Consider the following 12,820-nt stretch of genomic DNA (forward strand, 5'->3'; position numbering starts at 1 on the left):
ATGTATGTACCATAGCACGCACATATAATTTACGCAGCAATGGGTTTTAAAGCTTGTGATCCATTGAATTAAATTAAAAATCGGACACTTGAGGTTTATCTATGAGCAAAAACAGAGGGGTAATGCCTCTGGCTGCAATTCTGGTACTTTCAGGCAGCTTAGTACTTATAGGATGTAATGATAAAGATGCGGCGCAAGCCCATGCTCAACAGGCACCTGAAGTTGGTATTGTGACATTGAAAGCAGCACCACTGAATATCACAACCGAACTACCGGGCCGCACGTCCGCATTCCGTGTTGCAGAAGTTCGCCCACAAGTTAGCGGGATCATTCTTAAACGTAACTATGTTGAAGGCAGTGATGTCACCGCAGGAACATCACTTTATCAAATTGATCCAGCCACATATCAGGCCGCTTATGACAGCGCCAAAGGTGATTTAGCGAAAGCACAAGCTGCCGCTGAAATTGCCCGCCTGACAGTGAATCGCTACAAACCATTACTGGGTACCAATTACATCAGTAAGCAAGAGTATGACCAGGCTATGTCTGACTCAATGCAAGCTAATGCGAGTGTTCTGGCAGCAAAAGCGGCGGTAGAAACAGCGCGTATTAACCTGGCATATACTCAGGTTACGTCGCCAATCAGTGGGCGTACCGGTAAATCTTCAGTTACTGAAGGTGCATTGGTGACCAGTGGTCAGGCAACGGCAATGACCACAGTTCAGCAACTTGACCCGATGTATGTCGATGTGACTCAATCAAGCGATGAATTCTTGCGCCTGAAAAAAGAGCTGGCTGATGGCACGCTCAAGCAAGAAAACGGTAAGGCCAAGGTTCGCTTGTTACTGGAAAACGGCTCTGAATACGCAGAAACCGGTACTCTGGAATTCTCTGGTGTCACCGTCGATGAAACGACCGGTTCAATTACTATCCGTGCCATCTTCCCTAACCCGAACGAGGCGCTGCTGCCTGGCATGTTTGTTCGTGCCCGTTTGGATGAAGGTGTCAGACCTGATGCACTGTTGGTGCCTCAACAAGGTGTGACGCGTAACCCACGTGGCGAAGCTACTGCTATGGTTGTCGGCGCAGATGACAAAGTTGAAATGCGCACGCTGGTTGCTAATCAGGCCATTGGTAATAAATGGTTGGTTACTGAAGGATTGAAAGCAGGTGATCGTCTTATTGTTTCCGGCTTGCAGAAAATCAGACCGGGCGTGCAGGTAAAAGTGCAGGAAGTTACTGACCCGGCGCAAAAAGCAGCTCCGGCTGATACAGCGAAGAAGTCTTAAAAGGAGCCGGTAATTCATGGCTAAGTTCTTTATAGATCGCCCTATTTTCGCTTGGGTTCTCGCCATCATTCTGATGTTGGCTGGTGCACTTGCGATAATGAAATTACCCGTTGCGCAATATCCAACCATTGCGCCACCGGCAATTACAATCTCCGCCAACTATCCTGGCGCCGATGCGACTACTGTTCAGAATACAGTTACGCAGGTTATCGAACAGAACATGAACGGTATCGATAACCTGCTGTATATGTCTTCCAGCAGTGATTCCTCCGGTAACGTTCAGTTGACGTTGACCTTTAACTCAGGCACTGACCCAGATATCGCTCAGGTTCAGGTCCAGAACAAACTGCAATTAGCGATGCCATTACTGCCGCAAGAAGTGCAGCAGCAGGGCGTGAGCGTTGAAAAGTCCAGTAGTAGCTTCCTCATGGTTGCCGGCTTTATTTCTGAAGACGGCACCATGAAACAAGAAGATATCGCGGACTATGTGGGTTCTAACGTTAAAGATCCAATTAGCCGTACCGCCGGTGTGGGTGACGTTCAGTTATTTGGTTCCCAATACGCAATGCGTATCTGGATGGATCCGCATAAACTGAATAATTTCAAACTGACACCGGTTGATGTTATTAATGCCATTAAAGTACAGAACAATCAGGTCGCAGCAGGCCAGTTAGGGGGGACTCCACCCGTACCTGGTCAAGAGCTGAACTCATCAATCATTGCGCAGACCCGTTTAACCAACGCAGAAGAATTCAGCCAGATCTTGCTGAAAGTGAATACTGACGGTTCGCAGGTTCGCCTGAAAGATGTGGCTATCGTTCAACTGGGTGCTGAAAGCTATAACATCATCGCCCGTTATAATGGTAAACCTGCGGCAGGTATCGGTATTAAACTGGCAACCGGTGCTAACGCCCTGGACACCTCTGCTGCAGTAAAAGCTGAACTGGCGAAATTACAACCCTTCTTCCCGAATGGGTTGAAAGTGGTTTATCCGTACGACACCACCCCATTCGTTAAAATCTCTATTAACGAAGTGGTTAAAACACTGGTTGAAGCTATCATTTTGGTGTTCCTGGTAATGTATCTGTTCTTGCAGAACTTCCGGGCAACATTGATTCCAACGATTGCAGTACCGGTCGTATTGCTGGGTACTTTCGCTATTCTCTCCGCCTTTGGCTATTCGATAAACACCCTAACGATGTTCGGGATGGTGTTGGCGATAGGTCTATTGGTAGATGACGCCATCGTGGTGGTAGAGAACGTCGAACGTGTGATGCAGGAAGAAGGGCTACCGCCGAAAGAAGCCACCAAAAAGTCTATGGAGCAAATCCAGGGCGCATTGGTGGGGATCGCGATGGTACTGTCGGCAGTATTTATCCCGATGGCCTTCTTTGGCGGCGCAACCGGGGCGATTTATCGTCAGTTCTCTATCACCATTGTTTCAGCCATGGTGCTCTCGGTTCTGGTGGCATTGATTCTGACACCCGCACTGTGCGCGACAATGCTGAAACCTATAACCAAAGGTGAACATGGGCCGAGTACCGGCTTCTTCGGTTGGTTTAACCGCATGTTCGAGAAAAGCACCCATCACTACACTGACAGCGTTGCCAACATTTTGCGCAGCACTGGCCGTTATCTGCTGATCTATCTGCTGATAGTGATTGGTATGGGCGTGTTGTTCCTACGCTTGCCGACATCATTCTTACCAGAAGAAGATCAGGGTGTATTCCTGACCATGGTGCAAATGCCTGCGGGTGCGACGCAAGAACGTACTCAGAAAGTGCTAAATCAGGTTACTGACTATTATCTCGACAAAGAAAAAGACGTGGTTAACTCTGTATTTACCGTTAACGGCTTCGGTTTCAGTGGTCAGGGTCAGAACACGGGTCTGGCATTCGTCAGTCTGAAAAACTGGGATGAGCGTCCGGGAGAACAGAACAAAGTTCCAGCAATTGTCGGCCGCGCATCTGCTGCCTTCTCGCAAATCAAAGACGGTTTGGTCTTCGCCTTTAACTTGCCAGCGATTGTGGAGTTGGGTACTGCTACCGGCTTTGACTTCCAGTTAATTGATCAGGGTAACGTCGGCCATCAGAAATTAACTGAAGCGCGTAACCAACTGCTCGGTATGGCGGCGCAACACTCAGATATGCTGGTCGGTATGCGGCCGAACGGACTGGAAGATACACCTCAGTTCAAAGTGGAAGTTGATCAGGAAAAAGCACAGGCTCTTGGTGTTTCGATTTCCGATATCAATACCACGCTCGGTTCAGCGATGGGCGGCAGTTACGTAAACGACTTTATCGACCGTGGTCGTGTGAAGAAAGTTTATGTACAAGCTGATGCGCCTTTCCGTATGTTACCGGGTGATATCGATAAGTGGTATGTCCGTAACAACACCGGTCAGATGGTATCGTTTAATACTTTCTCCACCGCGAAATGGGAATACGGCTCACCTCGACTTGAACGTTATAACGGTCTGCCATCCATGGAAATTCTGGGTCAGGCAGCGCCGGGTAAAAGTACCGGTGAGGCAATGGACCTGATGCAGGATCTGGCGTCTAAATTGCCAAGCGGCATCGGTTATGACTGGACCGGCATGTCTTATCAAGAACGTCTGTCAGGTAACCAGGCTCCCGCGTTGTATGCCATCTCACTGATTGTGGTGTTCTTATGTCTGGCTGCGCTGTATGAAAGCTGGTCGATTCCATTCTCAGTTATGTTGGTGGTACCGCTGGGTGTTGTGGGCGCGTTACTGGCGGCCTCTCTGCGTGGGCTCAATAACGACGTTTACTTCCAGGTAGGCTTATTGACCACTATCGGACTATCGGCCAAGAACGCCATCTTGATTGTTGAGTTTGCTAAAGACTTAATGGACAAAGAAGGGAAAGGTTTGGTGGAATCAACCTTGGAAGCAGTACGTATGCGTCTGCGACCAATTCTGATGACGTCATTAGCCTTTATCCTAGGGGTTCTGCCACTGGTTATCAGTAGTGGCGCAGGTTCTGGTGCACAGAATGCGGTAGGTACAGGTGTTATGGGCGGGATGGTAACCGCAACTGTACTGGCTATCTTCTTTGTTCCGGTCTTCTTCGTGGTGGTTCGCCGTCGCTTTAGTCGAAAAAACGAAGATGTAGAACACTCGCATGCGGTTGACCATAAGGCCAAGTAAACCTTACGTCACCACAATTGATGAAATACATCATTAAGAAAACCCGCAGACTTAGGTTTGCGGGTTTTTTATTTTCTGTACTTGAAACTCAAAAGTGAATAGCGCATAATTATTGTTATAGTATAACATAACAATTGGAGTTTTTATGAAACCCGGCATCCACCCTAACTACCGGACAGTGGTTTTTCACGACACCAGCGCAGATACCTATTTCACCGTGGGTTCCACCATTGCCACAGCACGCACCATTGAGCGCGATGGGCAGACCTATCCTTATGTCACGCTGGATATCTCCTCAGCCTCACATCCGTACTACACCGGTAAACAAAAAGAGTTCTCCAAAGAAGGCAGTACTGCGCGCTTCAATCAACGTTTTGGTCGCTTCTTGACTAAAAAAACCAGCTAATCCTGAGAGTTAATCATGCAAGTATTGAGTTCATTACGTTCAGCTAAAAACCGTCATCCCGATTGTAAAATCGTTCGTCGCCGTGGTCGGGTATACGTTATTTGTAAAAGTAATCCACGTTTTAAAGCAGTTCAGGGAGGGACTCATAAGAAGCGTTGATTTTGATTTGGTTTTTAGCCCATCAGTTGATGGTATTGATAAGCCCCGTTGCTGCCCAACGGGGCTTTTTCATGTTAAAGAAGAGAGTTATCAACCAAGGTCAAGTACTCAGCCTCTGACCAAAATCAAAGACTGAGCACTAGCCACTTTGTTTATTGGTTTATAGTTACTTCATACTGTTCACAATGGTATCTACATTGTGTTTAAAAGCTTCAGCATAGGTTGCTGCCGGGCCACCGGTTGCGGATAAGGCTTCAGGGTAAAGCTCACCACCAGCTTTAGCACCACTGGCTGCGGCAATCTGTTTTACTAAACGCGGATCAGTCTGATTTTCAATAAAATACGTTTTTATTTTCTCTTGTTTGATCTGTTTAATTAGCGCGGCTACATCGCTGGCACTGGCTTCAGCCTCAGTGGAAAATCCGACGGGCGATAAGAAGTTAACCCCATACTCTTGGCTAAAATAGCCGAAAGCATCATGGCTGGTCAGGACCTTACGCTTATCTATCGGGATCGTGGCAAACTGAGCTTTCGCATAAGCATCCAGTTTTTCCAATTGCTGAATGTATTCTCCACCACGTTTACGGAAATAATCAGCATCCTCAGGATCGGCGACAATCAATGCATTCATTACGTTGTTGGCATACTTGATACCATTCGCCATGCTGTTCCATGCGTGGGGGTCCGTCACCCTCTTTCCCTCTTCATCCATTTTACGCGTATCGATCCCGGTTGAGGCGACAACGACCTGCCCTTTATAGCCAGAAGCACTGATCAAACGCTCCAACCACCCTTCAAGCCCTAGCCCGCTGATAAACACCACATCAGCGTTAGATAACTGTTTACTATTTTTCGGCATCGGTTCAAAACTATGGGGATCCCCATCCGGGCCGACCAATGTCACCACATTGACATGCTCGCCCCCCACCTGCTGGACGATATCGCCTAAAATAGAAAAACTGGCTACAGCTTCAACAGTTTTTGCCATCGCCAATGGGCTAGACAGTAGGGCAGCTACCGCCAAACTAATAGGTAAACGCTTCATTTAACTCTCCTTTAACGACCGGTACTTCTTAACGGCGCGCGGTTGCTAAAACACCACCACGCGTTCCAAATAAAATAGATACAAAGAAAATCAGGCTGGCGCTAAGGACTATTGCCGGCCCGGCAGGTAACGAGGCGTAATAAGACCACAACAAGCCGACAAAACTGGCAACCATGCCGATGGCCATGGCAATACCTAATGTATGAGGGAGATTTTTGGCCCAAAAACGGGCACTGGCAGCAGGCAACATCATTAATCCTACCGACATCAGGGTGCCAAGAATCTGAAACCCGGCGACCAGATTGATAACCACCAGCGATAAAAACAGAGCGTGGACCACCATCAGCCAGCGCCCCATACTGACCCGTAGAAAGACAGGGTCGAATGACTCAATCACCAGTGCGCGATAAATCGCCGCTAAAGCCAACATCGAGACCGTCGTGATAACGCCGACCATAGTCATGGCACTGACATCAACAGCCAAAATAGAACCAAATAACACATGGAGCAGATCCATGCTCGAGCCACGTAGAGAGACCAGCGTGACCCCCAATGCCAGCGAGCCCAGATAGAAACCGGCAAAGCTGGCATCTTCTCTTAATAGTGTTCGTCGGCTGACCCAACCGGACAACATAGCAACCGCTAATCCGGCAATAAACCCACCCACGCCCATTGCCACCAGTGACATTCCTGAAATGAGGTAACCGATAGCCGCTCCCGGCAATACCGCGTGAGATAGAGCATCCCCCACCAGGCTCATTCGCCGTAATAACAAGAAAACCCCTAAAGGAGCTGAACTGAGTGACAAAGCCAGACAGGCGACTAATGCCCGCCGCATAAAGCCAAAATCTACAAAAGGATCAGCAAATAAATGGAACAATGTCATCAGTTGATAACCCTTTGCTGTTCGGGTTGAGGAGCCAGAGAAGAGAGTGCGCAAGATGAGCTGTGGCAGTGATGCCATTGCGCCAGAACCTGCTCAGATGAGTCCCAACAGTTACCAAGAGGTGTCAACCACAAGGCGCGGGGGAAATGTTCAGCGACCATCGACATATCGTGTAAGACAGCAATAATCGTCCGCCCCTCATCGTGTAACCGATGAATAACATCGAGTAACAGCCGCACGGTCTGGCTATCAATACCGGTAAAAGGCTCATCCAGTAATATCAGTTGTGCTTGTTGCACTAAAAGACGGGCAAACAGCACCCGCTGTAACTGCCCGCCGGAAAGCTCAGCGACGGGTTGGCGCGCCATTTCCGGCATACCGACCGTGTCTAATGCCTTTTTGATTCGTTGCCGTGATTGATGATTAATGCCCCCTAGTAGCCCACTTTGGGGCCAGCATCCCATCGCCACGACATCCTGAACGACAATGGGGAACTGTTTATCTAACTCAGCTTGCTGTGGGAGATAGGCTATTTGAGGGCGATCTTCTCCGGTAAAAGTTATTTCCCCCATCACTGCGGGTTGTAAATCTGCCAATGTTTTAAGTAGGGTTGATTTACCCGCTCCATTTGCCCCAATAATGGCCGTGAGAGACCCGGCAGCAAAACCACCATTAATTGGCGGGGTAAGTGCATGCCGATCATATCCAATCTCAATATTTCTCAACTTTATCATGGCAATATATTCGCCCAATAAATAGCTCCCCACAGCAGCAAGCAAAGTAAGGCGACGCCAGAGATGCGCTGTAATGACGAAAGTGAGAACAATGTCCAGTAGGAAGGCTGGTTTAACCAGGTAAGGAAAGCGTGTTTATTCATAGTAGAACAGAGCATGTGTTTTCATGTGATACGTTATAACATCACATAAAATTATTAAATTCAAGAAAACATCATGATTGACGAGTTTTAAAAGTAACAAGTTTTAGCACGCTAGCCCCACCGCCCTCAGTAAACGGAAGCAAACTTGCCGCTAATGGCAAACTAGACAGCGCAAACATGCTTAGTAACAGTAAATTAAACAATTTTTACTGTTACTCCACTGGTGAGGTCAGGCAGGGTTTTGGTATTCTAACCTCAACATTGTTCGGTAATGCTCGCAAAACGATAAATTACACAATAGAAAACAGGTAATATCCCCCCCTGCTCTTGACCAAACCCGCTGAGCATTCTAGGTTAATAGAGAGTAGTTAAATTAATCGTGAGTAATAACCCTAAATATGAAGAACCCTATTTAGACTGCGTTATTTTATAGGAAGAGCGTGTTATTGAAAGCAAGTGCATCAAATAACATCACAACATGTAGCTGATAGTATTAGTTGAAAAAATCTCATTAAATTTGATTTTTTTGATTCAAATCATGCTCGTAGTTGCTGAAAAACAAATGCCAAAGCATTTTTTGTTACAATAGCGATACAGGAATGAATTAATCTTGCCACCATGAGCGGACAATTAATGAACAATGAAATAGCTGGGGACTTCACCTCAGGGTGTTACGCGATTTCATTACTCAAGAGTGTTATCAGCAATAATATCCGTGAAATTGAAGGAAGTTTGGTTTCCGGCTTAATGTATTATTCGGAAAATGCCAGGTACACGGCGGGTTCATTAGAAATTCTTGATATTTCTCACGTAGAAGATAACTGCTATTCAATGACTTACTGTTACCAATGGCATATCTTTAACCCCTGTTTGGATATCAATACTGAAGAAACCTTAACCGGTGCTGTAACATTTATTGTACATCCAGAAAGAATCACTTTTGATATAATTAACAATGACAGGCCCTCAACCGCTGACGAATTGTAAGATTAAGTAATAAAGTTGCGCGGTGAGCGAAGAAATGATTTATATTCATATCAAGACAAGTTTATTTACGTTAACGATAAGCTTCTACATTTATATGATTATCTATCTACTCACATTGTGTTATCAACACCGAATTAAGACTTTACGGAGGGGATGATATGGATGAGTACTCGCCTAAACGGCATGACATTGCCCAGTTGAAGTTTCTATGTGAAAACTTGTATGATGAAGGCATTGCTACCCTTGGCGACAGCCATCATGGGTGGGTAAATGACCCAACATCTGCCGTAAATCTGCAACTCAATGATTTGATCGAGCATATAGCTTCATTTGTGATGAGTTTTAAAATAAAATACCCGGATGACGGCGACCTTTCAGAGTTAGTGGAAGAATATTTAGACGATACATATACTTTGTTTAGTAGTTACGGAATCAATGATCCTGAATTGCGGCGCTGGCAAAAAACCAAAGAGCGTTTATTCAGACTTTTCTCAGGAGAATACATCTGTACCCTGATGAAAACTTAAGGGATAGTTTCCCTATATTAATTTGTATATCGAGAAGAAAAACCACCATGACAAAAACTGACTACCTGATGCGTTTAAGAAAATGTACGACTATTGATACATTGGAACGTGTAATTGAAAAGAATAAGTATGAGCTTTCCGATGATGAGTTGGAATTATTTTACTCAGCGGCAGACCATCGCCTGGCTGAACTCACAATGAATAAGCTTTATGATAAAATCCCACCTACGGTTTGGCAACATGTGAAATAGTCTGCTTAACGCTGGTTAAGACACACAACGTTGAGCCGATAGTCGTTATCGGCTTCAATGAACCAGGCAATTCGTTCGTGTTTTAATTTGAGATAAATGTCTTGATAGGCCCACGGTATTGAAGGTTAACTTGAATCCCGCGTTATTGCATATCAGATTTAGGTAAATCCAGTGAGTTATCAGCAGAGTGGAAGGGCATTTAAGTCAAAGTGCTTTGTCCGCTTCATTTATTAAAATTCACTCTTAGCGCTAATAATTTCAAAATATTATTAATCCTTTGCTAAATCTTAAATGTAAATAGACACCTAAACCAATAAATAAATGAGAAAAATCTTATTTTCCCCTTCATTAATACGTCTAGCTGAAAATATCTGACCAATAGCATAAGAAAACGTAAAGAAGAGGTTCAACAAGAAGGGTTGACACTTTAGGTAAGCACACTAGGAAGATAACATCAGAAATGGTGGAGGCTAGCACTCATTGCCATGGCAGTGCAGGAGCCTACCTTGACCTACAAGAACCCCAACACGGGTAAGCCATTTAGCAAGGATGAGTTTGTACAATTTGCCGACGATTATCTTGGTGCAGATATTATTTTTTGGAGCACAACGTCTCCCTGGCTGACGAAGAAATAGGTATCAATCGCTAAGGAAATAAAGCCCCGCCGCGAGATCATGCCAGATATAATCACGGCAGCAGTCGGGCAAAAAATGGATCCAAGCTCCTATCATCAACAGTTTGCCCTAAGCAGCTATTTGCAACAGTGCCAAAATAAAAGAGATGATAAGATATATATAATATTCAACGCTATCTTGTTCTCAGATACAAGAGGAAAATACTGATGTCAAAGACAATCAAAACAACATTTGTGGCTGCCTGTATGGTCAGCCTCCTACCCTCACTATCTTATGCTCAATCGCCAAATAAATTACCAATGACTATCTTCGAAGATGTCCGGGTCTTTGACGGCACAACCTTAACGTCCAAAATGAATGTGGTTGTTGAAGGCAATAAAATCACTCAAATTTCTGCTCAACCGATTAATCCAGCAACTGATGCCGTGCATATCGCTGGCAATGGTCAAACATTGATGCCGGGCCTTATCGATGCCCACTGGCATACTTTTATGGCTCGTCCTTCCATGGCATTAGCTTCAACCGCTCCGTTAAGTTTTATCACATTGCTGGCCGGTGCTGAAGCAGAGTCAACACTTCTACGCGGTTTTACCAGCGTTCGAGATTTGGGTGGACCCGCGTTTGGCTTAAAACTCGCAATTGATAATGGCGTAATCAAAGGGCCACGCATCTGGCCATCAGGAGCAATGATTTCACAAACGGGTGGTCATGGTGATTTTCGGATGCTTTCAGAAATACCGGCTACCCCTGATCAATTAAGTTACCCAGAACGAATTGGCATGTCTGCGATAGCTGATTCAGCCGATGAAATTCGAAAGCGCACCAGAGAGCAATTGTTGCAAGGAGCTAGCCAAATCAAGTTGACAGGAGGCGGTGGCGTATCTTCTCCCTATGGCCCATTAGATACAGTTCAACTTAGCGTCGATGAAATTCACGCCGCAGTCGAGGCCGCGGCTAATTGGGGTACTTATGTGACAGTCCATGCTTATACCCCTGAAGCCATTAGCAATGCTATCAAAGCTGGAGCAAAAGTAATTGAGCATGGTCAATTGGCAGATGATGCAACTGCAAAATTAATGGCAGATACAGGTACATGGTGGAGTCTGCAGCCTTTTTTGGCGGACGAGAATGCAAATCAACTGCCCGATCCCGCGGGACAAGCCAGAGCAGCGCAGATTTTTGCCGGGACTGATAACGCTTATCGCTTAGCTAAAAAATACGGGGTGAAAGTTGCGTTCGGAACAGATGTTTTATTTGATGGAAATTTGGCAGCCCGACAAGGCTCACAGCTTTCTACAATGACACGGTGGTATACGCCCGCCGAAGTGCTCAGAATGGCAACATCTGATAATGCAAAATTGTTAGCACTATCAGATCGACGCAATCCATATCCAGGAAAACTTGGTGTTGTCGAAGTCGGAGCCTTAGCTGATTTATTGCTGGTTAACGGCGATCCACTCGCTGATGTCGGACTGCTGGCAGATCCTGAAAAAAACCTGACTATCATCATGAAAGACGGACAGATAATAAAAAACAAGCTAGTTTCAAAGTAGAAAGGTTTGAATAGGATTCAGATTATCGATACGGAAGCACCAAAAACACTATGCACCGGCATAATATCATTGTGATAAAGCTGATTCGAATTTCACGACGTTTTCTAGGTGTCAGGTAGACTCTATGGTAGTACCAGATTCCATGACGGGAAAGTATAAGATGTGACATTGATTAGCGCCCTAGGTGATACACAAAAGTTGTATCACTGCCGTTTCAATGCACGAAACAAGTGTTTAATATGATGGATATCATGCACTTATCAGAAATGGTGGAGGCCCTGCCAGCTACATCCCGGCACACACCTCGCCTGCTACGGCTGCTTCCTTCCGGATCTGACCGAGTTCACAAGTTAGTGTTGCGGGAGAACCAACAGGACCTCCATTGACGTTAACGGCTCCTTGTACTCTGGAGCGGTGGGCATTATCGACCATGACCCACCAAATAGCAAGACAACCCGCACTAACCGGTGGTTTCTTGCCCACTTCCCCTCAGGTTTGGGTTAAATCTCTTTTCTGCTGGCACCAAAAGCATTGATGATGTTATTTATTTATCTCGTTCTATTTATATCGCTCTATTTATTTCTATAACGTCGCACTATCCGCCCATGCAGATAAAAAAGAGAATGCTGTGACATCATCAAAAACAGAGAGCCAAAATCAGTGGGAATCTGCAATATCAGATTTGCCCACAGAATCGGGTGACCTACCGTTTGTCGACAGTTTCCGCCAACGGGTCTTCCAAGTGGTGGCCGCTATCCCCTATGGACAGGTGACCACTTATGGCGATATCGCGCGGCTGATTGGCTCCCCCAGAGCTGCACGCCAAGTCGGTGGAGTTCTCAAACGCTTGCCGGAAGGCTCTGCCTTACCCTGGTATCGGGTGATTAATCGTCATGGCGAAATATCATTAATTGGTGATGATTATCTTAGACAAAAAAAGGCATTACTGGCTGAAGGTATTGATATCGATACTTCGGGTAGAATTGATTTACGCCGCTATCGCTGGCAATACCGCTAATAAAAACGCCACAGAATA

The 12,820-nt window shown here is 45.8% G+C and carries 13 protein-coding genes and 1 other RNA gene; 9 read left to right on the plus strand and 5 right to left on the minus strand.

Annotation, left to right across the window (positions count from 1 at the left end; translation table 11 throughout):
* Positions 1-101: 101 nt before the first annotated feature.
* From acrA to ykgO, 4 genes are all read left to right on the plus strand, one after another.
* A complete protein-coding gene (acrA, locus tag V1955_RS16410) occupies positions 102-1,289 on the plus strand; it encodes an efflux RND transporter adaptor subunit AcrA (RefSeq protein ID WP_083159981.1) in 1,188 nt (395 codons plus the stop codon).
* Between the two features lie 16 nt (positions 1,290-1,305).
* Entirely contained in the window at positions 1,306-4,458 is a 3,153-nt protein-coding gene (gene acrB / locus V1955_RS16415; protein ID WP_102970455.1) for an efflux RND transporter permease AcrB, read from the plus strand.
* A gap of 145 nt (positions 4,459-4,603) precedes the next feature.
* The gene (locus tag V1955_RS16420) at positions 4,604-4,864 is read left to right on the plus strand and encodes a type B 50S ribosomal protein L31 (RefSeq protein ID WP_083159983.1); all 261 of its coding nucleotides are present in this window, start codon (positions 4,604-4,606) and stop codon (positions 4,862-4,864) included.
* Positions 4,865-4,879: 15 nt separating this feature from the next.
* Positions 4,880-5,023 carry a type B 50S ribosomal protein L36 gene (ykgO, locus tag V1955_RS16425; RefSeq protein WP_002208618.1) on the plus strand — a complete coding sequence of 48 codons (144 nt, stop codon included), beginning with the start codon at positions 4,880-4,882 and terminating at the stop codon, positions 5,021-5,023.
* A 166-nt stretch (positions 5,024-5,189) separates the two neighbouring features.
* On the opposite strand, the gene V1955_RS16430 is transcribed toward ykgO, so the two are convergent.
* The 4 genes from V1955_RS16430 to V1955_RS16445 are packed head-to-tail and all read right to left on the minus strand — an operon-like array spanning position 5,190 to position 7,846.
* Positions 5,190-6,068, minus strand: coding sequence for a metal ABC transporter substrate-binding protein (locus tag V1955_RS16430; protein WP_083159985.1), 879 nt, complete (start codon positions 6,066-6,068; stop codon positions 5,190-5,192).
* A 28-nt stretch (positions 6,069-6,096) separates the two neighbouring features.
* Complete coding sequence (locus V1955_RS16435; protein ID WP_083159987.1) at positions 6,097-6,954, minus strand: metal ABC transporter permease; 858 nt, start codon at positions 6,952-6,954, stop codon at positions 6,097-6,099.
* The gene (locus tag V1955_RS16440; RefSeq protein WP_083159989.1) at positions 6,954-7,688 is read right to left on the minus strand and encodes a metal ABC transporter ATP-binding protein; all 735 of its coding nucleotides are present in this window, start codon (positions 7,686-7,688) and stop codon (positions 6,954-6,956) included. Before V1955_RS16440 ends, V1955_RS16435 begins: the two co-directional genes overlap by 1 nt.
* The gene (locus V1955_RS16445; protein WP_442821167.1) at positions 7,685-7,846 is read right to left on the minus strand and encodes a hypothetical protein; all 162 of its coding nucleotides are present in this window, start codon (positions 7,844-7,846) and stop codon (positions 7,685-7,687) included. Before V1955_RS16445 ends, V1955_RS16440 begins: the two co-directional genes overlap by 4 nt.
* Positions 7,847-8,464: 618 nt before the next feature.
* On the opposite strand from V1955_RS16445, the gene V1955_RS16450 reads away from it, so the two are divergent.
* The 4 genes from V1955_RS16450 (at position 8,465) to V1955_RS16465 (ending at position 11,784) form a co-directional block, all read left to right on the plus strand.
* Positions 8,465-8,818 (plus strand): hypothetical protein, encoded by a 354-nt coding sequence (locus V1955_RS16450; RefSeq protein WP_083159991.1) that lies wholly within the window; start codon positions 8,465-8,467, stop codon positions 8,816-8,818.
* Between the two features lie 158 nt (positions 8,819-8,976).
* The gene (tomB, locus tag V1955_RS16455) at positions 8,977-9,345 is read left to right on the plus strand and encodes an Hha toxicity modulator TomB (RefSeq protein ID WP_083159993.1); all 369 of its coding nucleotides are present in this window, start codon (positions 8,977-8,979) and stop codon (positions 9,343-9,345) included.
* 47 nt (positions 9,346-9,392) lie between these two features.
* On the plus strand, positions 9,393-9,596 hold the full coding sequence (ymoA, locus tag V1955_RS16460; RefSeq protein WP_002208622.1) for an expression modulating protein YmoA: 204 nt from the start codon (positions 9,393-9,395) through the stop codon (positions 9,594-9,596).
* Between the two features lie 841 nt (positions 9,597-10,437).
* On the plus strand, positions 10,438-11,784 hold the full coding sequence (locus V1955_RS16465) for an amidohydrolase family protein (RefSeq protein WP_442821168.1): 1,347 nt from the start codon (positions 10,438-10,440) through the stop codon (positions 11,782-11,784).
* 276 nt (positions 11,785-12,060) lie between these two features.
* Here V1955_RS16465 and ffs read toward each other — a convergent pair.
* An RNA gene (gene ffs, locus V1955_RS16470) (signal recognition particle sRNA small type) lies at positions 12,061-12,157 on the minus strand.
* Between the two features lie 300 nt (positions 12,158-12,457).
* Between ffs and V1955_RS16475 the strand changes: the two genes are divergently transcribed.
* On the plus strand, positions 12,458-12,802 hold the full coding sequence (locus V1955_RS16475) for an MGMT family protein (RefSeq protein WP_227746600.1): 345 nt from the start codon (positions 12,458-12,460) through the stop codon (positions 12,800-12,802).
* Positions 12,803-12,820: the final 18 nt, after the last annotated feature.

Source organism: Yersinia sp. 2545 StPb PI, assembly GCF_052217125.1.
Lineage (GTDB): Bacteria > Pseudomonadota > Gammaproteobacteria > Enterobacterales > Enterobacteriaceae > Yersinia > Yersinia enterocolitica_E.